We start from the raw sequence: 22,832 nt of genomic DNA, 5'->3' as shown, positions 1-22,832 counted from the left end.
CCCCCTTTTCGTTTAGCGCATCAAGAGTGCCACGACATACATGCCGAGAGCGAAGATGGTATGGGCCACGAGGTTGAGGACGCGAACCTTCGTGGGGTTCGGTGTCTTCGATGCGGCCCAGCCAATGCCGAGACCCGGCTGCAGCAGGAACCAGCCTGCGCCCACCGTTATGATGCCGACGACCCACGGCGCTATGAAGGACGGGTTTGCAAACCAGGCGGGCGGGACCACCAGGGCAAGAATGACACCATAGAGAATCCCGACGGCGTAATGCGAAATCCAGCCGAGCGCCAGTTCATGCTCGTAGGGTTCAGCCGTGGCGATGCTGTCGTGAAATATCCTGCCTTTCGGCACATGCCAGAACCAGCGGCCGACCGGCGCCCAGTTCGGGGCGGACTGGCCGAAAAACCGGTGCAGTATGATTGCCCATATGTCCATAAACACGGTGCCGCCAATGCCCATGGCAATGCCGCGCCAAATCAGTTCCAGCATGAATCCCTCCGCATGATCATGATCGATCAAGCTCTAGCGGATCGTGTAAATGGCGGGAACCGACTATTAGGTGGGTGGACAAAAAAATGGCCGGATCGCTCCGGCCATCAGAGTGGTGAGAAAGGCCAAGACCTCGCCTCCGTCGTGCTCGGGCTTGTCTCGAGCATCTGCAACCGATCGATTTAACGCGACGTGGTTGGATCCTCGGGACAAGCCCGAGGATGACGTCGAGAGTAGGTAGCGGCTGGCAGCGATCTGGTGACGATAGCGCTCCGGCCACGGTCTTTTCCCCTTCACGCGGCCCGCCCATATTCCGCCTGCCGCCGGCTGGCCGTTGCGAGCTGGAACTGCGCGAGCAACTCGTTGAGCGCCGCCGCTTCCGAGGCGAGGCCATGACTTGCTGCCGTCTGTTCCTCGACCATGGCGGCATTCTGCTGCGTGCCCTGATCGATGGTGTTGATGGCGGTGTTGATTTCCTGGAGGCCGGTCGACTGTTCGCGCGATGCGGTGACGATCGCGTCGATGTGGCGATTGATCTCCTGCACTTCGCGGACGATGGTTTCCAGCGCCTTGCCGGCATTGCCAACGAGTTCGACGCCGGACTGCACCTGTGAGGTGGAGGCGTTGATCAGCGTCTTGATCTCCTTTGCCGCATTGGCGGAACGCTGGGCAAGTTCGCGCACTTCCTGGGCGACCACAGCAAAGCCCTTGCCGGCCTCGCCGGCGCGGGCGGCTTCAACACCGGCATTCAGCGCGAGCAGGTTGGTCTGGAAGGCGATTTCGTCGATCACGCCGATGATGTTGCTGATCTCGGACGATGATTTTTCGATGCCTTCCATGGCGCGCACGGCATCCTCCACGATGACGCCAGACTGTTCGGCATTGCCGCGGGCGCGGTCGACCAGACGGCCGACTTCTTCCGCACGGCGGGCGGAATCCTTGACAGTCGTGGTGATTTCCTCAAGCGCCGCCGCCGTTTCTTCGACGGAGGCTGCCTGCTGTTCGGTGCGTCGCGCCAGATCGTCGGCTGACTGGCGAATTTCGCCTGCACCGGCATCGATCGCAAGCGCGTTCTGTCCGACGGTGCTGAGCGCAGCATTCAGCTTCGCAACGGAATTGTTGAAGTCGTCGCGCAGGCGATCGATGCGGGACACAAACGGCGTATCGATACGATAATTGAGATCGCCGTTGGAGAGATGAGCAAGACCCTTTGCCAGTGAATCGACTGCAAACTGGATATCGGCCGCGTCTTTTGCTGCCAGTCGTTCCCGCTCGTTACGCTCCTGTTCGGAAAGTGTGCGGTTCTGTTCGGCGTCCCCTTCGAGCCGCAGGCGTTCCATGGCGTTCGAGCGGAACACGGCAACGGCCGCAGCCATGGAGCCGATCTGATCGGTGCGTTCCTGGCCAGGAATGGCGACCTCGAGATTGCCGGCAGCCAGGCCTTCCATGGCGGAGGTCATCTGCGTTACCGGGCGAACGATGAAGCGGGAGAGCACTGTCGCCAGCAGGCCGATCATGATCGTGGCGGCGAGAACGGTGGCGATGGTAGCGGCCATGCGGAACTGCCCGATGGCGCCATAGGCAACATCGGAATCAACAACAAAGCCAAGATACCAGTCGACCGAAGGCAGGCCGGCAACGGGAATGAAACTGGTGATTTTGCCCTTGCCGTCGATTTCCGTCTGGGAAATTGCAGAAGAAATCACCGGCGTATCGACTTTGAAGAGATCGGTCAGCGGTTTGTCGACGAATTTTGCATCGGGATGGATGAGAATCTTGCCATCCTTGCTGACGAGGAAGGCGTAACCGTCCTTGCCGGCATCCACTGACGTTATCATCTTGACCAGGGAGTCGAGCGAGAAGTCGCTGCCGGTTACACCGGTAAGCTTGCCGTTGACGGAGACGGGAATGGCGGCCGTGATGATGAGCCCGCCGGTCGAGGCGTCATTATAGGGCTCGGTGAGAACGGTTTTGCCGGCCTTCACAGCATCCAGATACCACGGGCGCTTGCGCGGGTCGTAGCCTTCCGGCAGCGGTGTCTTCGGGAAGGTGGTGAAGGTGCCGGTTTCCGCATTGCCAAAATAGGTGGACATGAATTGCGCGGTCAGCACCTCATTCTCCAAAAACTGCAGCTTCGCACCGTCCTCGGGAAGCTTGGCAAGCGTCTTTGCCACGGTTTCCGTCAGCATGATGCGGCCATTCAGCCAATTCGCGATGCTCTGGGCGGCCTGCTTGCCGGAAGAATCGATATTTTCTGCCACCGCTTCGGTGGTGACCCGATGCTGAAGGCTGTCGATATAATACGAGAAGCCCGCAAAGGCGGCGACGACAAGAGATGACGCGGCAACCAGAATGCGCGTCATAAGATTGGTTTTCTTTGGCAAGCTACAGATCCTTGAAGCCCGATGCACCGATAAGGTCATCTTGAACAATGGTTGGGGAAACATGCCTCGAAGGCGGGAATATTCTGCGTCATGCAGCTTATGATTTTAGAAGAACTATTCGATGTTCTAATGGATAAAGGCGAATGGTAAAATTCGACTAAACTTGTGTTTGGTGAGGGCTCGTATTGCGAATTTGTCGAGCCTTTTCAGAACTGCGTAATTTTTAACCATGCACTGCTGCCGGTTGCATGCAGACAGCGATTATTTTATTCATCCTCGTGCTGCCGTTGCGCAAATCGCGGGCAACGGCCAATGTTCGGGTGAATTACAATGTCTTCGTCGGTTGTTGCAGGAACCGTTCCGTCCGGATCGGGGTCGTGGGTTTCTCATTTCAAGGCTACGCTTGTTCTCGGGATTCCGCTTATCGGCGCGCAGCTCGCGCAGCTTGGCATCCATACCACCGATATGGTGATCGTCGGTCAGCTGGGTGCAGAGAAGCTGGCGGCCATGGTGCTGGCCGGGCAGTTTTTCTTTGTCGTCTTCATTTTCGGCTCGGGCTTCTCCGTTGCCGTCGTACCCATGGTGGCCCAGGCTTACGGGCAGGGCGATGCAACGTCTGCGCGCCGCTCGTTGCGCATGGGCATGTGGGTGGCCATTGCCTATTGGCTGCTGGCGCTGCCAATCTTCATGAATGCAGAGCGCATTCTGGTTGCGCTTGGGCAGAACGCCAACGTAGCGGCACTGACCGGCCATTATCTCGCCATCGCCAAATTCGGCCTTCTGCCGGCGCTGCTGTTTTATGTGCTGCGTGGCCTTGTCAGCGCCATCGGCCGCGCAGGCATCATTCTTTATGCCACCATCATCATGCTGGTGATGAATGGTATACTCGCCTATGCTCTTGTCTTCGGACATTTCGGGCTGCCGGCCATGGGCATGAATGGCGCGGCCGTGGTTGCGGTCATCGTCAACGCCTTCAGCTTCATCTTCATCGTGGCTTATGTGCAGACGCGCGAGGAAACGAAGAAATACGAGCTGTTCGTGCGCTTCTGGCGGCCGGACTGGCATGCGCTTTTTGAAGTGCTGCGTCTTGGCCTGCCGATCAGCATCACCATTCTTGCCGAGGTGACCCTGTTTGCTGCCGCCTCGATCCTGATGGGGCAGATCGGCACGGTACAGCTCGCGGCGCACGGCATTGCCCTGCAGCTCGCTTCCATCGCCTTCATGATCCCGCTCGGCCTTTCGCAGGCAGCGACCGTTCGCGTCGGCGTGGCGCGGGGCCAGGGGGACTTCAAAAACCTCATCCGCGCTTCGATCATGATTTACGCCATCGCCTGTGGCATCGCCCTGTGCGGTGGCATCCTGTTTGCGGCGGTGCCGGAATTTCTGGCGAAGTGGTTCCTCGATCCGAAATTGCCGGAGGCCGCCGAGGTGCTCGCTTATGCCAGCAGCCTGGTGGTGATTGCCGGCATCTTCCAGCTTGTCGATGGCATTCAGGCGGTCACGGCAGGCCTGCTGCGCGGGTTGAAGGATGCGCGTATACCGGCGATGCTGGCGCTGATCTCCTATTGGCCGATTGGGCTGGCGCTTGCCTGGACCATGGCTTTTCCGCTCGGTTTCGGCGGGCGCGGTGTCTGGTTCGGCTTTGTGATCGGTCTTTCGACAGCCGCCGTTCTTCTCACCATCCGCTTCGTGCTGCTTGTGAAGCGTGAAATGAAAACGGCCCGCTGAGAAGCGGGCCGCATGTAACGTCCGGATTGGAAAAGTATCAGCGCTCGGCGAGCGCTGCCTCACCCTTCTTTTCACGCAGCAGGTTGACGAAGCGGCGGAAGAGATAGTGGCTGTCCTGCGGGCCCGGCGATGCTTCCGGGTGGTGCTGGACGGAGAAGACCGGCTTGCCGGTGATGCGCAGGCCGCAATTGGTACCGTCGAACAGCGAGATGTGGGTCTCTTCGACGCCCTCGGGCAGCGACTTGGTATCCACCGCAAAGCCGTGGTTCATCGAAACGATTTCCACCTTGCCGGTCGTGAAGTCCTTGACCGGATGGTTCGCGCCATGGTGGCCCTGATGCATCTTTTCGGTCTTTGCGCCAACCGCAAGGCCGAGCATCTGGTGGCCGAGGCAGATGCCGAAAATCGGCAGATCGGTCTTGATGAGGTTCTGAATGACGGGAACGGCATATTCGCCTGTCGCGGCCGGGTCTCCGGGGCCGTTGGACAGGAACACGCCATCCGGCTTCAGCGCCATGATGTCTTCAGCCGAAGTCTGGGCCGGAACGACCGTGACCTTGCAATCGAGACCGGCAAACAGGCGCAGGATGTTGCGCTTAACGCCAAAATCGACGCAGACGACGTGATACTTGGCATCGGCTTCGCCGAGCGTGCCGTAACCCTTGTTCCAGACCCACGGCGTTTCCGCCCAGGTGGAAGACTGGCCGGAGGTGGCTTCTATGGCGAGGTCGAGGCCGACGAGGCCGCTCCATGCCTTGGCTTCCGCCTTCAGGGCTTCGATATCGAAGACGCCGTTCGGATCATGGGCGATAACCGCGTTCGGGGCACCGTTTTCGCGGATCCATGCCGTCAGGGCGCGGGTGTCTATGCCGCAGAGGCCGATGACGCCGCGGGCCTTCAGCCAGGCATCCAGATGCTTGACCGCGCGGAAGTTCGAGGGGTCGGTGATGTCGGCCTTGAAGATGACGCCGACGGCGCCGCGACGGGCGGCGGGCGTCAGGTCTTCGATATCTTCTTCATTGGTGCCGACATTGCCGATATGTGGGAAGGTGAAGGTAACGATCTGGCCGAGATAGGAGGGGTCGGTCAGGATTTCCTCGTAACCCGTCAGCGCCGTGTTGAAGCAGACCTCGGCCTGAACCTTACCGGTTGCGCCGATGCCCGTTCCTTCAATCACTGTGCCATCGGCAAGAACAAGCATTGCGGTCGGTTTGCGGGTAGTCCAGGGCGCTGTCTCGGTCATCTCGTTCCGTTTCTGCCGCTTCGCACCCCGCCTCTTGAAAGGCAGGGGGGAAGGGGCCATTTTTGTCGCAGGCTTCGTGACATAAAGGGGCGCGCGATAAAGCTCGCGTTCCGACCCTTCGTTAAAATCTCGTGCAGGTGCCGGAAAATAACGAAAGCAGCCCAAGCGGTCAACCGCAGGGCCAAGATTTACGTGGAATTAAACCGCCGTATTTTCAAGGTCTTATGCATTTGATTTGCTTGAGCGTGTCGGCTCGTTTATGTCGTTTCGCAAAATGAGGTGGAAAGTTTCCGTATCGAGAAGCTGCGGAAAGCGCTTTCCCAAGGAGAAGAAAAATGATGCGCGACACGTTCGCAAACGCTTTGAAGGACGCATTGAAGGCCCGTGATGCACGCCGCACCTCGACCGTGCGTCTCATCCAGACGGCCATCAAGGATCGCGATATCGCCAACCGCGGCGTGGGCAAGGACCCCGTCAGCGATGAAGATATCATGCAGATTCTGACCAAGATGGTGAAGCAGCGGGAAGAATCCGCCAGCATCTATGAAGGTGCGGGCCGTCCCGAACTTGCCGCTCAGGAGCGCGAAGAAATCGTCATCATCAAGGAATTCATGCCGGAAGAAATTCCGGCCGAGAAGGTGCGCGAACTTTGCCAGGCCGTCATCGCCGAAACCGGTGCTTCCGGCCTGCGTGACATGGGCAAATGCATGAATGCGCTGAAGGAACGTTATCCCGGTCAGATCGACTTTGCGAAGGCCTCCGGCGTCGTGAAGGATTTGCTGAAGTAGGTTTGCCGCTCCAGAAAAACCAAAAGCAGGGCAGCCATGGCTGCCCTGTTTTTTTTGTCCGCAGAGACCCACTCAGGTGAACCGAAATGTTGTCATGCGCAGGTATCAAGGGCGGCGTAAAAGCCCGCTCGGCTGCGGCATAAAAATCCGGCAGTCCGAACAAAACAAGTGGTATGATCGCATTTGCCCCATTTGTTTTGTCACATCCAAAGGCTTGTTCGCTGGTGGGATATTAACAACGGAGTGGGTCGTGAATTTCAGTCTCGATGCAGCATCGGTAGCCGATATGTCTGCTGTTCAAAATATGATGCAATTATACACGCATGATTTCTCCGAATTTTGGGCTGGGACGCCGCGAGGTGAACTTGGCCAAGATGGCAGATTTCCCGATTATCCGATCGCGCCGTATTTTGAGTGCCCCCGGTGGTCAGCTTTCCTGTTTAAGATAGACGATAAGCCTGTTGGATTTGCACTTATCAATGATAAGGGCCACTCGGCCTTACCGACCGAATATTCCGTCGGAGAGTTTTTCATCGTGCGAAAGTATCGCGGACAGGGGCTTGGTCTGATTGCGGCACAGAGACTTTTTCATCGGTACCCGGGGGCCTGGGAAGTTGCCGTCGCCAGAAAAAACACGACGGCGCTGGTATTCTGGCAGGGAGCAATCCGGAAATGTGCCGCTGAGGGCAGCGTTTCCGAACTGGACTGGAACCGTCCTGAATGGAATGGCGCCATCTTCCGGTTTCGCATTTGCGCATAGGAACGCGCCGGAGCCAGAAGTATAGCGAAAAAGTAAAGGCAGGGCAGATGTGGGCTGCCCTGCCTTTTTCTGTCGACGAAAACGCATTCCGGCGGATCAGAATGCTCTCGAGCGCAGGCTTTTTCGGGGGACGTGCCTGCGGGCGTCGGCAGATTTCTGCGATTTCGTTACTTTGACTGTGACTATGTTTTTACATCGCGCGGACGGACTGCTCAAATTACAAAAACATAATTTTTAGTGATGATGCAGTGCCACAAATTTGCCCAAAGCGGGCGCAAAGAGCTTTGCCAGCTTTTTGCGCCACCCTGTGAATAACGGGTATTGTGGCTGTGAACTGGTTCATAGGCTTGGTGCTGGCGCCATTCTGCGCTTATATGAAAGACTGGCCTCGAACAGGTAACCCATGCGCTTTTCCAACTCTTTCCTTGATGAGATACGCGACCGCGTGAACATCTCCGATGTGATCGGCAGACGCGTGTCCTGGGACAAGAAGAAGACCAATGCGCCGCGCGGGGATTATTGGGCCTGCTGCCCGTTCCATGGCGAAAAAAGCCCGAGCTTTCACTGTGAGGACCGCAAGGGGCGGTATCATTGCTTTGGTTGCGGCGTTTCCGGCGATCATTTCCGCTTTCTGACCGAGCTTGAGGGCTTAAGTTTCCCGGAAGCCGTGCAGCAGATCGCCGATATGGCCGGCATTTCCATGCCGCAGCCCGATCCGCAGGCGGAGAAGCGGGAGCGTGAGCGCACTTCTCTGCAGGATGTCATGGAAATGGCCACGCTGTTCTTTCAGGATCAGCTGCAGACGGCGCTCGGCGCTCGGGCTCGGGCTTATCTGCGCGATCGCGGGTTGACCGGGCGTACCATCGAGACCTTCCGGCTGGGTTATGCGCCTGACAGTCGCAACGCGCTGAAGGAGCATCTGGCAAGCAAGGGTGTGTCGAAGGAGCAGATGGAAGCCTGCGGGCTGGTGGTCCATGAAAACGTGCCGGTCTCCTATGACCGTTTTCGCGACCGCATCATGTTCCCGATCCTGTCCTCGCGGGAAAAGGTGATTGCCTTCGGCGGCCGCGCCATGGCTTCGGATGCGGTGGCGAAATATCTCAATTCCAACGAGACCGAGCTCTTTCACAAGGGCAATGTTCTCTATAATTTCGCCCGTGCGCGCCGCGCTGCACAGGCGGCGGGCGGCACGGTCATTGCAGTCGAAGGGTATATGGATGTCATCGCGCTTTATCAGGCGGGCGTCGAAAATGCCGTCGCACCGCTCGGCACTGCCTTGACCGAAAGCCAGCTCGATCTGCTCTGGAAGATGTCGCCGCAGCCGATCCTCTGCTTCGATGGCGACGGCGCCGGCATTCGCGCCGCCAACCGTGCCGCTGATCTCGCCTTGCCACATATCAAGCCGGATCGCTCCGTCAGCTTCGCGCTTCTGCCCGACGGCAAGGATCCGGATGATCTCGTGCGTCTGGAGGGTAGGGCGCCTTTCGACCGCGTTCTTTCCGAGGCAAAGCCGCTGGCCGCGATGATCTGGAGCCGCGAGACCTCAGGCGTTACTTTCGATACGCCGGAAAAGCGTGCCCAGCTTGAGAGCCGCCTGCGGCAGATCGTGGCCGTTATCGGTGACGAGACGGTGCGGCGCTTCTATCAACAGGACATGCGTGACAGGCTGAATGCCTTCTTCCAGCCGCGCTTTCAGGCAGGCGGGCAGCTGGGTAGCAATTTCCGCCGCAATGGCGCACAGGCGCCGGGGCGTGGCTTTCAGCGCAACGCACCGGGCCGGGGTGGGGCTATGGCGGCACCTGCCAGCAGTATTTCGGAACGGTTGGCGCAATCCGGCCTCGTCAGGGGTTATCAGACCAAGCCGTCGCTTCGGGAGAGCGTTTTGGCCATCACCATCGTCAACCATCCCGAACTGCTTCTCGAGGAATATGACGAGATCGCCGCGATCGACTATGAGAACCGTGACCTGCAACGCCTGTGGTCTACGGTTCTGACCTACGCGGCCGAAAATGCGGCTGCGATATCGCGGGCGGGGCTGATCGAGCGCCTGTCGCAGCAGGGCTTCGACGTGCTGCTGAAAACCATGGATCAGCAGGTGCGCAATGCTCGTCTGTGGACGGCGACCGGCGAGGCGGCGATGGAGGATGCACGGGAAGGTTACGTGCAGGCGCTTTCCCTGCACAAAAGGACAAAGTCGCTCCTCTGGCAGAAAAAGGAGCTGGAGCGCGAAATTGCCGAGGCAACGGATGATGAGCGCGGCACGCTTCTGGTGCGCGCGCTTGCCGAGGTTCAGCTGGAGATCGGCCGAATGGAAAATCAGGAGGCCATTATCGATGGTTTCGGGGTGATGTCCGGCCGGGTGAAGGGACCGGCCGTCGGCCATGGATGATGGTCGCGGCAAGAATTGAAAGGTGTGTGGGGTTGCCTTTTGCGGCAGGCGTCCTAAATAGGGGATAGTCTGGTGATAATTCGCAAAATGCGGCTCTTTTTAAGAATTTCCGTGGCTGTCTCGCCTTCAAAGGCTTGACGGGGCGGGAAATAGCGGGAATCACCAATTCAGGAAAAGTAAGGTGGAATGAGCCTTGGCGGATAGAAATTGCATGAGCAAGCATTTCCGGGTGCACTGTCTTTGCATTCTGCCTGAGGCTGCCGTGGTTAATCGGCAATTAAAGATCACTCCGTTAGGTGTCTGACAGTGATTCGCGGCAATGCGCCGGATGCTCAAGGGGCGGACGGCGATGCGGCGGAACAGGTGTTAGCGTCAGGGAAAGCGACGAGATAGATGGCAACCAAAGTCAAAGAAAACGAAGAAGCAGAAAACGAACGCGACGGTGCGACGGACGGCCCGCTTCTCGACCTTTCGGATGACGCGGTCAAGAAAATGATCAAGGCCGCCAAGAAGCGCGGCTATGTGACGATGGACGAACTGAATTCCGTCCTGCCGTCCGAAGAGGTGACCTCCGAGCAGATCGAAGACACGATGGCGATGCTGTCCGACATGGGCATCAACGTGATCGAGGACGAGGATGCCGAGGAAGCCGCCGGTGGCGATGACGACGGCGATTCCGACGGTGACGATTCCGAGGGTGGCGAACTTGCGCCTTCCAGCGGCACCGCGCTTGCGACCGCCAAGAAGAAAGAACCAACCGACCGCACCGACGACCCCGTGCGCATGTATCTGCGCGAGATGGGTTCTGTCGAGCTTCTGTCGCGCGAAGGCGAAATCGCCATCGCCAAGCGCATCGAGGCTGGCCGCGAGACGATGATTTCGGGCCTGTGCGAAAGCCCGCTGACGTTCCAGGCGCTGATCATCTGGCGCGACGAACTCAACGAAGGCACCACGCTGCTGCGCGAGATCATCGATCTCGAAACGACCTATTCCGGCCCGGAAGCCAAGGCTGCGCCGCAGTTCCAGAGCCCGGAAAAGATCGAGGCCGACCGCAAGGCCGCCGAAGAAAAGGAAAAGACCCGCAAGCTGCGTGCTCCGACCGGTGACGAGGATGTCACCGATGTTGGTGGTGACGGCCTGCCGCCGGAAGAGGAAGAAGAGGACGACGACGAGTCCAATCTTTCCCTTGCCGCGATGGAAGCCGAACTGCGTCCGCAGGTCATGGAAACGCTCGACACCATTGCCGACACCTACAAGAAGCTGCGCAAGCTTCAGGATCAGCAGGTGGAAGCGCGTCTGGCCTGCACCGGTACGCTCTCTTCCGGCCAGGAGCGCCGTTACAAGGAATTGAAGGATCAGCTGATCACGGCCGTGAAGTCGCTTTCGCTGAACCAGAACCGCATCGACAGCCTTGTCGAGCAGCTCTACGACATTTCCAAGCGTCTGATGCAGAACGAAGGCCGGCTGCTGCGCCTTGCGGAATCCTATGGCGTCAAGCGCGACAGCTTCCTCGAGCAGTATCACGGTGCGGAACTCGATCCGAACTGGATGAAGTCGATCGCCAATCTGGCCGCCCGCGGCTGGAAGGAATTCGCGCGCGAAGAAAGCAACACGATCCGGGAAATCCGCCAGGAGATCCAGAACCTCTCCACGGAAACCGGCATTTCCATCGCCGAATTCCGTCGCATCGTTTCGATGGTGCAGAAGGGTGAGCGCGAAGCGCGCATCGCCAAGAAGGAGATGGTCGAGGCCAACCTGCGTCTCGTGATCTCGATTGCGAAGAAGTATACGAACCGTGGTCTGCAGTTCCTCGATCTCATTCAGGAAGGCAATATCGGCCTGATGAAGGCGGTGGACAAGTTTGAATACCGTCGCGGTTACAAGTTCTCGACCTATGCGACATGGTGGATCAGACAGGCGATCACCCGCTCGATTGCTGACCAGGCCCGCACGATCCGTATTCCGGTGCACATGATCGAAACGATCAACAAGATCGTTCGTACCTCGCGCCAGATGCTGCACGAGATTGGCCGCGAGCCGACCCCGGAAGAGCTGGCCGAAAAGCTGGCCATGCCGCTGGAAAAGGTGCGCAAGGTTCTGAAGATCGCCAAGGAGCCGATCTCGCTCGAAACCCCCGTGGGTGACGAAGAGGATTCGCATCTCGGTGACTTCATCGAGGACAAGAACGCGCTGCTGCCGATCGACGCCGCCATTCAGGCGAACCTTCGTGAAACGACCACCCGCGTATTGGCCTCGCTGACACCGCGTGAGGAACGTGTTCTGCGCATGCGCTTCGGCATCGGCATGAACACGGACCATACGCTGGAAGAGGTCGGCCAGCAGTTCTCGGTCACGCGCGAACGTATTCGCCAGATCGAGGCGAAGGCGCTGCGCAAGCTCAAGCACCCAAGCCGCTCAAGAAAGCTCCGCAGCTTCCTCGACAGCTAAGCTTTTGCTTCCTTTAAAATTGAACCCGGTCAGTCAGCTCTGGCCGGGTTTTTTGTTTTCCGCACTGGCGAACTCTGCGACAAGCCTTATGTGTGAGGCAGGGGATCCGCTTCCGCTGGATATGTCCGGGTTCGATTTGGTTCGGTAAGATGCAACAGGTTTCGGCAGGCAGGTGGCGGTGGAAGGGATGGGCTATGCCCGTCTCCGTTCTTCTGCATCTTGTCGTCGTGGCGATTTTCCTTTTCGAATTGCCGGAGCGTGTAGCCGAGCCGCAGGAACCGGAAAGCATCAGCGTCGATCTGGTGCCACCGCCTGAGGAAAAAAAGGCAGAAGAGGCCCCGCCGCCCGGTGAGGAGAAGGCGAAAGAGGAAAAACCGCAACCTCCGCCACCACCTCCCGCGCCACCGGCTGAAGAAGCGAAACCGGTGCTGCAACCGCAGGCGACGTTGCCGGCTATCGCTATGCGACCGGAAGAAGCGCAAGCCGATCCAGAAGATAAGCGGGGCAAAGCCGAGGAAGCGGAAAAGACCGAACCCTCCGAGATGCCTGCAAGCCCACCTGAGAGCACGGCCGAGGAAAAGCCCGCGCCTGCCGCCGCCAATAGCGATCTTCAGGCTTCCGCCGAGAAGGGCGAGATTGCGGTTTCACCGCTGAAGGAGGAGGTTCCGCCGGAAGAGCCGCCTGTTCCGCAGGCAAAACCGACCGAGAAAAAGCCTGCTGAGGTGGAAGAAAAGAAGCCCGCGAAACTTCCGGCGGCCAAAAATCTTCTGTCTTCATCCGTGCTGTCACCCGCCCAGAGACGCCAGATGTTCGGTGATCTGCCGCCGCGCCGCCGCATCGTTCAGCTTTGCAGCACGGAAGCTCTGGCGCAGATTCAGGAAGCGGGGTTTGCCGCCAGAGGCATGATCCCCTATTCGGACACAGGTGGGAGGATTTCCGGAAATTCGATCGATGCTTCCGGCGGCGCGTTCAACACGGCCAATGGTTGGCACGATGTTTCGTTCCAGTGCGAAGTTGATCTCGAAAACTATACCGTCACGGAGTTCCGGTTTAAAATCGGGAATGAAGTCAGCCCCGAAGATGCGAAAAAGCGCGGCTTTACACGATTCCAGTGAGGGCGCGCTTACTCATGTCTGAGCGGCTGAGGCCTAGTCGGGACAATCGGCAGGTTGCGGATATCCGGGACGGCCCGAGGATGACGCCGCGTTCCTATGCCCGCTCCGTATCGCCCACCAAAACCCCAATCCCGGCCATTAGCGCATCCTCATCATAGGGCTTCCTGATAACCGGAACAGCGCCGAATTCATCCGGCACCATGCTGCCATCGGCGTAGCCGGTAGCGAACATGAACGGGATGCCACGGCGGTGAAGTTCCCGGGCGACGGGAATGGAGGTGTCCGAACCGAGATTGATGTCGAGAATTGCCACGTCAGGCACATAGCTTTTCAGCTTTTCAATTGCCATCGCAGACGAAGTCGCCGTTTCGATGGTTTTGATGCCGTTATCCTCGAGCATGTTTTCGACATCCATGGCGATCAGCATCTGATCTTCGACGAGTAATATTTTCAACGGCTCCTCCCGGTTATAGCGGCTGGATTGCCGCGCGGGCTCATTTTCTGTGGGTACTTCGACACTTTCGGTGGCTGACGAGACATGACGGAAGGGCAGCATAATTTCTGCCTCCAATCCATCGGGCAAATAGCGCAACGTACTGCGTCCGCCGAGATCGTAGGGAATGCTGCGGCTGATCAGCGCCGTTCCGAAGCCGGCGCGGGATGGCGTCGGCAGCTTGGTGGTCAGCACTTCCCGCCACTCGATTTCGCAATCGCGGTTTTCGTTGACCCACCAGCGCACATGCAATTGCCCACCGTTCTGCGAAAGCGCACCGTATTTGGCGGCGTTCGTCGCCAGTTCGTGCAGAACGAGCGCCATGACGGAGAAGGCGCGCGAATCAAGTGTGACGTGGGGACCTTCGAGTTTCACCGTCGTTTCCGGGGAACGATGCGGCGACAATTCCGCGTCGAGAAGATCGCGCAGCGCGCCGCCGCCTTCGCCTCGGATGATCTGATCATGGGCAAAGGACAAGGCTTGAATACGGCCCTTCAGGGCAGCCACATATTCCTGCAGGGTCTTGCCTTCCTGTGAGGGATTGCCGACCAGCGATTTGATGATGGCGAGAACATTCTTGACGCGGTGGTTGAGCTCCTCGTTCAACATGCGCTGCCGCACTTCGGCGCGTTCCCTTTCGCCGGCCATTAGCTCGCTGTGATGGAAGGCGACCTCGACCAGCGCAATTCTGGCGGCTTCTGCTATTTCCCGGTCATCTTCCGACCAGGGCTGCGCCCTCTGATGCACCGTCTCTTTCCAGATCGCGAAACTCTTGCGTGGTGTGAGACGGTCCCCCATCGGGCCGGTTTCATAAGATTTTTCCGGATTGCCGGCCCAGTTCAGATTTTGCACGATCTCTTTGCGGAAAAACAGGAGATAGTCCTGTTTCACCTGAGAAAGTGGGATGGCGAGCATTCCAGCTGCCGTGTCGGCGTAGATTTCCGCCTCAGGTATCGCCTGCGACAGCGCATGGGTCGCCCAGACCCTGCCTTCCGAAGCCGAGGCGACGAAACGCGCGAGCCTTGGAATGGCGTCATGCGGTGGCGTTGCGCCATGGCCGTGCCAGTTGTTGTCTACCCAGAGACCTACACCATCACACGGCATCAGATCGGCAAAATCCTGAAAACTGTCGATCAGCAGTTCTTCGATATTGGCGTGGTGCGCGGCGAGCCGCAGGAAGCGATCGAGCGCGGCATGGGCATGGTTGACGGTGTCCAGCCGACGTTTCTGCTTGAGGACCTGCAAATGCATGGAGAAGAATTCTCCAAACATTTCAGCGGCAATCCTCACCGGCATGGTCAGGACGCGCGGGGAATAATGGTGACAGGCGATCAGACCCCAGAGGGCGCCATCGACAATCACCGAAATCGACATGGACGCGGCGACGCCCATATTTCGAAGATACTCGCAATGGATGGGAGAGACGCTGCGCAGATGCGCGAAAGAGAGGTCGAGCGGTTCGCCGGAGATATCGAGGGCGGGCAACACGGGAATTCGTGTGCCGCTGGCATCAGAGATGATCCGGAGCGTGTTCTTGAGATAAAGCGTGCGGGCCTGCTGGGGTATGTCGCTGGCGGGGAAATATTGGCCGAGGAAGCTTTCCAGTTCCGGTTGCTTTGCTTCCGAGACGACCTTGCCGGCTCCATCTTCCTCAAAGCGGTAAATCATTACCCGGTCGTAGCCAAGCGTCGCCTTTACCAGCCTGGTCGTTCTGGAGATGAGGCTTTCCACGCTGTCCGCCTCGCGAATGCGATCCACCATCTTGCGTGCGGTGCCCAGGGGCTGGGTTTCGCTGCGGGACGGTTCGAATTCGATGATCGTGGTGGATTTGTAGCGGTGAAGCGAAATGTCGAAGCTTCTGCCATCGCCCATTTCCGTTGCGGGCAACATGGCCGGGCGCGTTGTCCTCCCGGTTACAGTCAGCGCGTTGCGGAGGTTGTGTACGAGGTCCTTGCCCAGAACCTCTTCGGCGGTCCGGCCATTGATATCGCCTTCCACACCCAGAATGCCGCAGCAATTTGCCGAATGCCGCAGCACCATGCGCAAAGCGTTATCGCAGGCGATGAGACAGCCGTGGGGTTGAATATAGCCGGGGATATGGATGGGCTCGCGGTCGCAATTGGTCAGATCGACACGATAGTCAGTGGGTGCCATGAGAAAGTCTTTCGCACCCTGTGTCAGTCCTGCGCTGTAAATGCCGTGTTCGTCTGTGGAAGGGATAGCCTGGATAATTCATTATTATATTGCCAACCCTTCCCCGTTTTATGCAACTGCAGTGGCGGTTTTCCGTTCTGCTGTCATGGGCTGTTATCGCCCTGTCGTCTTATACCTATCGCCATCGGATAGAATTTGACATGGTGCAACGTTCGCAGCGCCGATTTTGTTCCCGACTATTTGAAAGAAAAACGTGCCGCAGAAGAAAATAATCATCTCTACCCACGGGCAGGGCCTTTACGAGTTTACCTCTGAAGCAAAAGGCTTCGTAAATCAGGCCGGGGTAACGGAAGGCTTGCTGACAGTCTTTGTCCGGCACACGTCCTGTTCCCTGCTCATCCAGGAAAATGCCGATCCCGACGTCCGGCGCGATCTCACGGAGTTTTTCTCCCGTCTCGTCCCGCCTTCTAGCGATCCTTCCATGCGGTGGGTTGTCCACACCCTGGAGGGGCCCGACGACATGCCCGCCCACATCAAATCGGCGCTCACAATGGTTTCCATCGGCGTTCCCATCACGGATGGCAGGCTCGTGCTTGGCACCTGGCAGGGCCTTTATCTCTTCGAACATCGCGATCAGTCGCATCGGCGCGAAGTCGTGCTGCATATCTCGCCGTGATGTGCGGATCCTGATCGGGGTGTGCGCGTTAACCACCCTGAACGCCTGCTGAACATTCGGTTCTGCTGATATTCAGATGGACGAGTCTAGGGTCTCGTCAATCGCCGGGGGATGTTCCCCCGCCGTCAAAGAAACAAACGGAGTGAGTTCATGTTCAGCACCTTCGCAAAAGCCGGCCTGGCTGCCCTCATCGCCCTTGGTGGTATTTCCGTCACCGCTCCAGCTGCTTCGGCCGGCTCGGATGTACAGTTCCGAGTTCAGGTTCAGGATGGTTATGGTCATCGTCCCGGCTGGGGCCGCCCGGATCGCCCGCGCCGTGGCTGCTCGCCCTGGCTTGCGGAAGAAAAGGCAAGCCGCATGGGTCTTCGCCGCGCACGTGTTGTTGATGTATCTCCGCGCCGCGTCGTCGTTGCAGGTTTTGACCGCCACGGCCGTGACCGCATCGTATTCGCCAATGAGCGCGGCTGCCCTGTGATCCGCCGCTAAAGGCAGCGATCCTGATCGATCTGCCGGCATCCCCGTCCCGGCAGATGGACAAAACGCCCCTCGCTTCCTGAACGGTAGCGAGGGGCGTTTCATTTTATCTGTGCTATGGCGGAGGCCGAGCCGGTGCGGGCGACCCAAAAGCCGCCCCTTGCCGATTATTGCTCGAGCGCGAAGGTGACGTTGACCACAACGCTGTAGCTGTTTTCACCAGAGGCAATCGGGACACTGTCCGCTTCCTTCGCCATGGAGGCGCGCATCATGGCCTGCGGCACCGGCATCGGGCGCTGCGAGTTTTCGGTGATCTGGATGACACGGCCGAGCTTTACGCCAGCAGCTTCCGTCAGGGTCTTGGCCTTGGAAAGAGCGTCTGCCACGGCCTGTTTGCGAGCCTCGGTGACGGTGGCTTCAGGCTTATCGTTGGTGAAGCTGATGTCTCCACCCTGGTTGATGCCGAGCTTGACGGATGTATCGAGGATCGCGCCGAGTTTCTTCAGGTCCCGCACCCGCACGGTCAGGCCGTTGGACACCTGGTAACCGGTGATTTCGGGAGCGACATAGACGCCGTCCTTTGGCTCATAATGCTTGTAAAGCGGCTGCACCGAGAAGTTGCTGGTCTGCAGGTCACGATCCTCGATCGCCGCCTCCTTCAGCGCCTTCAGAACATCGGCCAGCGCCTTTGAATTTTCCGAAAGAGCGGCCGCCGCGGTCTCTGCCTGCTTGACGACGCTGAACGACAGTATTGCCATATCAGGAGCGATGGCCGCCTGGCCTTCGCCGGAAACGCTGATTGTGGCTTCACGCGGGGTGGCCTCCTGCGCGAGCAACTGGCCGGAGAGCGGCATCATGGCTGCTGCTGTCATTGCGCTAAGTGCAAAAAGGCGGGCCGATTTTGTCTTCATGGTGTTTCCTCGTTGATTGAGTCCCTTGAACGGGTATTGCCTTAGATTGTGTAGCTAATACGGCGGCACTGTTTAGCGAAAGCATCAATGGCTTGTCGGGCTGTAAAAATTGCGTTAGAGCGTGACCACCGGATTCGAACCATTGCGAAACCGGTGTTTCGGATAGCGTTTTCCGAAGGGGCCTGTAGCTCAATGGTTAGAGCCGGCGGCTCATAACCGCTTGGTTGGGAGTTCGAGTCTCTCCAGGCCCACCATTTTTCTTTTTTAATCAGATGGTTGTTGATTTTCTGTGCTGATCGCAGGGGTGCTGTCGCACCTCACGCAGTGTCGGTGAGAGCGCGTCGTGGGGATGAAAATCGTATCCCGCCATCTCATTCGCTGAAAGCAACCCGGCTTGCCATTTGAAACAAACCGGGCCGCAGGATCGGACATCAGTTGCAGACCCGCATGCTTTCGGTGTGCCAGCCGCCGTCATAGGAATTCGGAACCCGCCGGTCTTCAAACCAGCAGCGCGGCGGCGGCGGTGGCGGTTCGTAATAACGGGGGCCGCTATTATTGGCGATGGCGCCGCCGATCAGGCCACCGATGACGCCTGCGGCGAGGCCTCCGGCAATGGCTGCGCCATCATTGTGGCGACGGTGTTCGCGATAGGGCGGTGGCGGCGGCCCGCCACGGTCGTAACCCCGATCGTAACGAGGACGGTAGGGATAGTCCTGCGCGCTGGCGCTGCCATAGGATGCGAAGATGCTGCCAGTGGCAACAAGCGCGGCAATCGTGGAAAGAATTATCTTTTTCATCGGGCTACTCCATAAGCCTGCTTCGGGAGATAGAGGCTCATTATGCCCGCATGATGGCACGGAACTGCTGAACGGCTTGTGAATGTTTCATTTTTACGGAGTTCATATTGTTCCGTTTTTTCGCAGAGCGGATCGTAGCCTGCGCTGGGCTTCTGCAACGAAAAAAGCCCGGCGGATGGCCGGGCTTCGGGTCTACAAAACTCGATTGTGATCAGAACTTCACGCCGAGGCCCACCTTGACGGTGTGCTGGTCAAGGTCGGTATTGATGCCAAATATGTCCTTGTCGCCGTAATCGTTGTAACGATATTCCAGCCTGCCGAAGACATTGTCGGTGAAGGCGTAATCCAGACCTGCGCCAACGGTGTAGCCGTTGAAGGTGGCGCTATCCTTGCCGGCGCCGGGGGTGTCGATGAAGCCGCGTGTGGCGGTCCAGCCGGCGGTGCCATAAAGCAGGGCGCGATCGAAGGCATAACCAACGCGGCCACGAACGGACCCTTGCCAGTCGGTGCCAATGTTCACACCCGCATAATCATTGTCATTCCAGTTATAGTCGACGTCACCCTCGATGCCGAGAACGAAATTATTGTCGAACTGGTAATTGTAACCGGCGAAGGCGCCGAGAATGCCGCCATCGAAATTATCCGAGCCTATGGGGGCACCGGCCGAAAAATCACCATTTGCCCAGCCCGCGCCACCTTGAATACCAAGATAAGGACCAGACCAGGTGAAGACTGGCAACGTTTCCTGTGCGACCGGAGGCGCCGGTGTTTCGTAGACGGCATCCGCGGCCATTGCGGTGCTGGCCGAAAGGGCCAGGAGCGACGTTACGATCAGCGTTTTCATCGTTTTCTCCCTGAGCTGACTGATATGTAGCATAGTTTAGTAACTTTTAATATGGTGTGGCTTTCGGCGGTGCCAAGGGGCGGCTTGTCGTCCCTGCCGGCTGGCCTACTTACCTCCATGCCGCGGCGTTTCGTGATGTCCCGCCATGCTGTTCTGATGCTGCGAACGTCTTCGGCGGCGTTTGGTTCCCTTCGCCGTTCTTTCTGAGGACGGCAATGCCGGCGCTATCTGTCGCGCTTGGTTGTCTTGACACCGGGGGGAGCACCCATAGAGTTGTGGCTGACGGCTGCGATGCCGGTGCTTCGCGCCATATGCTAGAGGCTTGAGCCGCCGTCGAGATAATACCCCAACGACCGCCTCGCGCGGCCGTTTGTGGCTGGAAGGGCAGGGGAGGGCAGAAACGTATGGAGCTTTATTTTAGCGGAGGAGGGGCGACGTGATTGTCGGAGCCGTTCTCAGCGCCATTCTTCTCCTCACCCTTATTGCATTTCCGCGGCATCTCAAACCAGTGGTCATCTGCCTGCTCCTGATATGGGCCGGCACGGCTGCCTTTGTCATTTATGACTGGCGTCGCAGCAGCCAGCGGTTGGAGCATATCGTCGCGACTGCCGGGTTCGAGGCCGCCTGTCCGGATTCTGCACTGCCCATTCGCGTCAGCTTCCGCAATGATAACAATGTCGCGGTCCAGCGTCTGACCTACACGCTGGAGGGCTTCGAACCGGCCTTTCGAGCTTCCGTATCGTTCGATCCCTATCAGGTCAGCGAAAGGCGGATCGAAGCTGGCGAAACCTTCACCGCCTGCCGGACATTTCGCCTGCGCAACAACGAGCGGGTGGAACCGCAAAGGCTGGAGTGGCGGGTTACCGTCATTTCCGCCGAATTTGATTGAAGAGATCACGCCGGTGCCGGCAATCACGGTATTTTGAGAATTTATGCTTGGGTCCAAAGGCCCTGCATTGCAACCGCTCCATGGGCCTGCCGTGCCCCGGCTGCTTGCGAAGCGCACGGGCCGCGACGGGGCGTGACTTGTTTTCGCCGGTTTGCGGTGTCATCTGCCACACATTCGATTGATGTCGCGGGTTGATGTTTTGCGTATTTTTCTGAAGTTTTTGAAGATCACGGCCATTGGCCTCGTTGCCCTCCCGGTTTTGGCCGGCGCACATATGGGCATCGGCCAGCTGACGGGGAATTTTCACGAGGTCATTCCCGGCGAGCTTTATCGTTCGGCTCAGCCGAGTGGCAAGGACATCGCCGCTTACGCCAAGGCCTATGGCATCAAGACCATCATCAACCTGCGCGATGAAAAGCGTGAAGCCTGGTATGATACCGAAAGCAAGGCAGCGAAAAACAACGGCATCCGGCTGGTCGACTATCCGCTGAGCTCAAGCGAGAAAGTCTCGGTGGAAGATTCAGAAACGCTGGCGGCGGTGCTGCGCAATGCGGAAAAGCCTGTTCTCATCCATTGCGAACATGGCGCGAACCGCACCGGGCTTGCCTCTGCGATCTATGTGGCCGCCGTGGCAGGCAAGAGCGAGGCGGCCGCCGAGTTTCAACTTTCGCCCTATTACGGCCATGTGCCGATCCCCGGCATCGGGCGTTATGAAATGTATCAGTCCTGGGATGACTTCGAGGAAACCATCGGGTTCTGACTGCTGCTTTATCCTCGGCCCAATGCCGGGGATCTAACCGCGTTGCGTCCGGCCGATAGGCTGCAGATGCCCGGGACAAGCCCGAGCATGACAGTGTAGAAGTCTTCGAACGCCGTTGCGAACAACGCGCTTAATAAACCCCGCCGCTTTCCCCGATCACCCTTGTCAGGCTGCCCGTAGCCGGGAAAAGCGGGATGAGGCAGGCCTGGAGGGCGTGGTATATATCACCCTTGCCGGGGAACAGCGTGTGAGCGGGAACCAGATTTTCCGTCAGTTCCTCATGCCAGCCGCCATTTTCATGGTCGATGAAGCTGTTGGCGATGGTGCTCCAGATGCGGCGGTAGCTGTCTTCATAGAAAGGGTCCGCCGGCAGGTTTTCGTTGAGAAAATGGGCCGCACCCGCCGCTTCGCACATGGGCCACCAGAGCTTTGCCCGCTTGTCGGGATTGTCGTTCCAGTCGAGCGTATAAAAGAAGCCGCCCTTTTCGCGGTCCCAGCCGAGCGCCATGGATTGCACGAATAGCGATTTTGCGGCAACCGGCATCCAGTCATGGCGGCGCTCGCCCAGCACCCATAATTGCAGGACGAGGCGTGCCCATTCCAGCCAGTGGCCGGGCGTGGAGCCGGAGGGGCGGAACATTTCGTTGCCGCGATAGTCCTTGTCGAGTGTCCAGTTCTCGTCGAAATGCTCCGGCACCCGGAAATCCAGCTCACCGGCGCGGCGGCGGACGACGAGGTCGGCGATGCGTTCGGCCTTGTTGAGGTAGTTATTGTCGCCGGTCACCTCATAGGCTGCCATCAACGCTTCGGTCAGATGCATATTGGAATTCTGGCCGCGATAATTATCGATGGGCGACCAGTCGCGGTTGAATTCCTCGGCGATCGCGCCGTGTTTTTCTTCCCAGAAACGGGTTTCCAGCACTTCGGTAATATCGGCCAGCATCTGGTCGGCGAGCGGGTGGCCGACGGTCTTGGCGGAGGAGGCGGCCAGAAGCACGAAGGCATGGCCGTAACCCTGCTTGGTGGCGTCCACGGGGCCGGCATCGTTAACCTGCCAGAAATAGCCGCCATGCTCGCTGTCGCGATGCCTGTTCCAGAGATAGGTCATGCCGTGGTCGACAATATCGCCACAGCCCGGACGTCCGAGCAGATGGCCGATGGAGAAGCAATGCACCATGCGCGCGGAGGCATGGATGCCGCGCACGGGATCGTTTGCCTGCAGCGGCGCGCCCTTGACATCGAGATCGTAGAAGCCGCCGGCAGGATTGAGCGCCCGGTATTGGAAGAAGTCGAAAAGCCCCTCGGCCTGTTTTACCAGCCACTGGCGGTGCCAGGGCAGGGTATTCCAGTTTCGGCTGTTGTGATCGTCCTCAGACATCGCGTCCTCCATGCGGTTTGCTGCTTCGGCTTATATCCTTGCCGTATAAGCCTGTCATCTGTCAGCGATATTTCGTAACGTGACGCAACGACGCAAAGCCATGCCTGTC

The 22,832-nt window shown here is 58.5% G+C and carries 18 protein-coding genes and 1 tRNA gene; 11 read left to right on the top strand and 8 right to left on the bottom strand.

The features are described from left to right. Positions 1–12 precede the first annotated feature (12 nt). Positions 13–492 carry a DUF2938 domain-containing protein gene (locus DOU54_RS11620; protein ID WP_037089825.1) on the bottom strand — a complete coding sequence of 160 codons (480 nt, stop codon included), beginning with the start codon at positions 490–492 and terminating at the stop codon, positions 13–15. A gap of 293 nt (positions 493–785) precedes the next feature. Then, complete coding sequence (mcpU, locus tag DOU54_RS11615) at positions 786–2,876, bottom strand: methyl-accepting chemotaxis protein McpU (RefSeq protein WP_113381203.1); 2,091 nt, start codon at positions 2,874–2,876, stop codon at positions 786–788. Between the two features lie 330 nt (positions 2,877–3,206). Between mcpU and DOU54_RS11610 the strand changes: the two genes are divergently transcribed. Then, positions 3,207–4,604: an MATE family efflux transporter gene (locus DOU54_RS11610; protein ID WP_113381202.1), complete on the top strand. Its 1,398-nt coding sequence runs from the start codon at positions 3,207–3,209 to the stop codon at positions 4,602–4,604. Positions 4,605–4,641: 37 nt separating this feature from the next. Here the strand turns inward: DOU54_RS11610 and carA are convergent, their stop codons facing one another. Beyond that, a complete protein-coding gene (carA, locus tag DOU54_RS11605; protein ID WP_045531978.1) occupies positions 4,642–5,847 on the bottom strand; it encodes a glutamine-hydrolyzing carbamoyl-phosphate synthase small subunit in 1,206 nt (401 codons plus the stop codon). Between the two features lie 338 nt (positions 5,848–6,185). Here carA and DOU54_RS11600 point away from each other — a divergent pair, with 338 nt between their 5' ends. The 5 genes from DOU54_RS11600 (at position 6,186) to DOU54_RS11580 (ending at position 13,347) form a co-directional block, all read left to right on the top strand. Next, complete coding sequence (locus tag DOU54_RS11600; RefSeq protein ID WP_004442886.1) at positions 6,186–6,635, top strand: GatB/YqeY domain-containing protein; 450 nt, start codon at positions 6,186–6,188, stop codon at positions 6,633–6,635. Between the two features lie 94 nt (positions 6,636–6,729). Beyond that, complete coding sequence (locus DOU54_RS11595) at positions 6,730–7,395, top strand: GNAT family N-acetyltransferase (protein WP_051674212.1); 666 nt, start codon at positions 6,730–6,732, stop codon at positions 7,393–7,395. Positions 7,396–7,798: 403 nt separating this feature from the next. After that, on the top strand, positions 7,799–9,784 hold the full coding sequence (dnaG, locus tag DOU54_RS11590; protein ID WP_113381201.1) for a DNA primase: 1,986 nt from the start codon (positions 7,799–7,801) through the stop codon (positions 9,782–9,784). Positions 9,785–10,177: 393 nt separating this feature from the next. Further along, on the top strand, positions 10,178–12,232 hold the full coding sequence (gene rpoD, locus DOU54_RS11585) for an RNA polymerase sigma factor RpoD (protein ID WP_004442883.1): 2,055 nt from the start codon (positions 10,178–10,180) through the stop codon (positions 12,230–12,232). Between the two features lie 194 nt (positions 12,233–12,426). Further along, positions 12,427–13,347: a DUF930 domain-containing protein gene (locus DOU54_RS11580; protein WP_162749594.1), complete on the top strand. Its 921-nt coding sequence runs from the start codon at positions 12,427–12,429 to the stop codon at positions 13,345–13,347. 94 nt (positions 13,348–13,441) lie between these two features. On the opposite strand, the gene DOU54_RS11575 is transcribed toward DOU54_RS11580, so the two are convergent. Next, positions 13,442–15,994, bottom strand: a complete 2,553-nt coding sequence (locus DOU54_RS11575) for an HWE histidine kinase domain-containing protein (RefSeq protein ID WP_113381199.1) — start codon at positions 15,992–15,994, stop codon at positions 13,442–13,444. 253 nt (positions 15,995–16,247) lie between these two features. Here DOU54_RS11575 and DOU54_RS11570 point away from each other — a divergent pair, with 253 nt between their 5' ends. Together DOU54_RS11570 and DOU54_RS11565 are read left to right on the top strand one after the other, a co-directional pair. After that, on the top strand, positions 16,248–16,670 hold the full coding sequence (locus DOU54_RS11570) for a secondary thiamine-phosphate synthase enzyme YjbQ (protein WP_045531971.1): 423 nt from the start codon (positions 16,248–16,250) through the stop codon (positions 16,668–16,670). A gap of 150 nt (positions 16,671–16,820) precedes the next feature. Next, positions 16,821–17,156 carry a hypothetical protein gene (locus tag DOU54_RS11565; protein WP_004442876.1) on the top strand — a complete coding sequence of 112 codons (336 nt, stop codon included), beginning with the start codon at positions 16,821–16,823 and terminating at the stop codon, positions 17,154–17,156. Between the two features lie 155 nt (positions 17,157–17,311). Here DOU54_RS11565 and DOU54_RS11560 read toward each other — a convergent pair whose 3' ends face one another. After that, a complete protein-coding gene (locus tag DOU54_RS11560) occupies positions 17,312–18,055 on the bottom strand; it encodes an SIMPL domain-containing protein (RefSeq protein WP_037089833.1) in 744 nt (247 codons plus the stop codon). A gap of 178 nt (positions 18,056–18,233) precedes the next feature. Here DOU54_RS11560 and DOU54_RS11555 point away from each other — a divergent pair. Further along, positions 18,234–18,309 (top strand) — tRNA-Ile (locus DOU54_RS11555). Positions 18,310–18,486: 177 nt separating this feature from the next. Here the strand turns inward: DOU54_RS11555 and DOU54_RS11550 are convergent. Together DOU54_RS11550 and DOU54_RS11545 are read right to left on the bottom strand one after the other, a co-directional pair. Continuing rightward, positions 18,487–18,852, bottom strand: coding sequence for a hypothetical protein (locus DOU54_RS11550; protein ID WP_004442874.1), 366 nt, complete (start codon positions 18,850–18,852; stop codon positions 18,487–18,489). A 211-nt stretch (positions 18,853–19,063) separates the two neighbouring features. After that, positions 19,064–19,696 carry an outer membrane protein gene (locus tag DOU54_RS11545; RefSeq protein ID WP_022556638.1) on the bottom strand — a complete coding sequence of 211 codons (633 nt, stop codon included), beginning with the start codon at positions 19,694–19,696 and terminating at the stop codon, positions 19,064–19,066. A 436-nt stretch (positions 19,697–20,132) separates the two neighbouring features. On the opposite strand from DOU54_RS11545, the gene DOU54_RS11540 reads away from it, so the two are divergent. Next, on the top strand, positions 20,133–20,585 hold the full coding sequence (locus tag DOU54_RS11540) for a hypothetical protein (RefSeq protein ID WP_006699677.1): 453 nt from the start codon (positions 20,133–20,135) through the stop codon (positions 20,583–20,585). Between the two features lie 199 nt (positions 20,586–20,784). After that, positions 20,785–21,345 (top strand): dual specificity protein phosphatase family protein, encoded by a 561-nt coding sequence (locus DOU54_RS11535; RefSeq protein ID WP_034498853.1) that lies wholly within the window; start codon positions 20,785–20,787, stop codon positions 21,343–21,345. A gap of 130 nt (positions 21,346–21,475) precedes the next feature. Here the strand turns inward: DOU54_RS11535 and DOU54_RS11530 are convergent, their stop codons facing one another. Beyond that, the gene (locus DOU54_RS11530) at positions 21,476–22,735 is read right to left on the bottom strand and encodes an AGE family epimerase/isomerase (protein ID WP_162749593.1); all 1,260 of its coding nucleotides are present in this window, start codon (positions 22,733–22,735) and stop codon (positions 21,476–21,478) included. Positions 22,736–22,832 lie beyond the last annotated feature (97 nt).

Source organism: Agrobacterium sp. MS2 (assembly GCF_003261015.1).
Taxonomy (GTDB): domain Bacteria; phylum Pseudomonadota; class Alphaproteobacteria; order Rhizobiales; family Rhizobiaceae; genus Agrobacterium; species Agrobacterium pusense.
Note: the sequence above shows the minus strand (reverse complement) of the source record. Positions and strands in the feature narration are given on the sequence as shown.

Coding starts and splice junctions, on each gene's coding strand:
- DOU54_RS11580 (WP_162749594.1), top strand. CDS start 12,427: ATGCCCGTCTCCGTTCTTCTGCATCTTGTCGTCGTGGCGATTTTCCTT.
- DOU54_RS11600 (WP_004442886.1), top strand. CDS start 6,186: ATGCGCGACACGTTCGCAAACGCTTTGAAGGACGCATTGAAGGCCCGT.
- DOU54_RS11620 (WP_037089825.1), bottom strand. CDS start 492: ATGCTGGAACTGATTTGGCGCGGCATTGCCATGGGCATTGGCGGCACC.
- carA (WP_045531978.1), bottom strand. CDS start 5,847: ATGACCGAGACAGCGCCCTGGACTACCCGCAAACCGACCGCAATGCTT.
- DOU54_RS11550 (WP_004442874.1), bottom strand. CDS start 18,852: ATGAAAAAGATAATTCTTTCCACGATTGCCGCGCTTGTTGCCACTGGC.
- rpoD (WP_004442883.1), top strand. CDS start 10,178: ATGGCAACCAAAGTCAAAGAAAACGAAGAAGCAGAAAACGAACGCGAC.
- DOU54_RS11560 (WP_037089833.1), bottom strand. CDS start 18,055: ATGAAGACAAAATCGGCCCGCCTTTTTGCACTTAGCGCAATGACAGCA.
- DOU54_RS11565 (WP_004442876.1), top strand. CDS start 16,821: ATGTTCAGCACCTTCGCAAAAGCCGGCCTGGCTGCCCTCATCGCCCTT.
- DOU54_RS11595 (WP_051674212.1), top strand. CDS start 6,730: ATGCGCAGGTATCAAGGGCGGCGTAAAAGCCCGCTCGGCTGCGGCATA.
- DOU54_RS11610 (WP_113381202.1), top strand. CDS start 3,207: ATGTCTTCGTCGGTTGTTGCAGGAACCGTTCCGTCCGGATCGGGGTCG.
- DOU54_RS11530 (WP_162749593.1), bottom strand. CDS start 22,735: ATGGAGGACGCGATGTCTGAGGACGATCACAACAGCCGAAACTGGAAT.
- DOU54_RS11575 (WP_113381199.1), bottom strand. CDS start 15,994: ATGGCACCCACTGACTATCGTGTCGATCTGACCAATTGCGACCGCGAG.
- DOU54_RS11545 (WP_022556638.1), bottom strand. CDS start 19,696: ATGAAAACGCTGATCGTAACGTCGCTCCTGGCCCTTTCGGCCAGCACC.
- dnaG (WP_113381201.1), top strand. CDS start 7,799: ATGCGCTTTTCCAACTCTTTCCTTGATGAGATACGCGACCGCGTGAAC.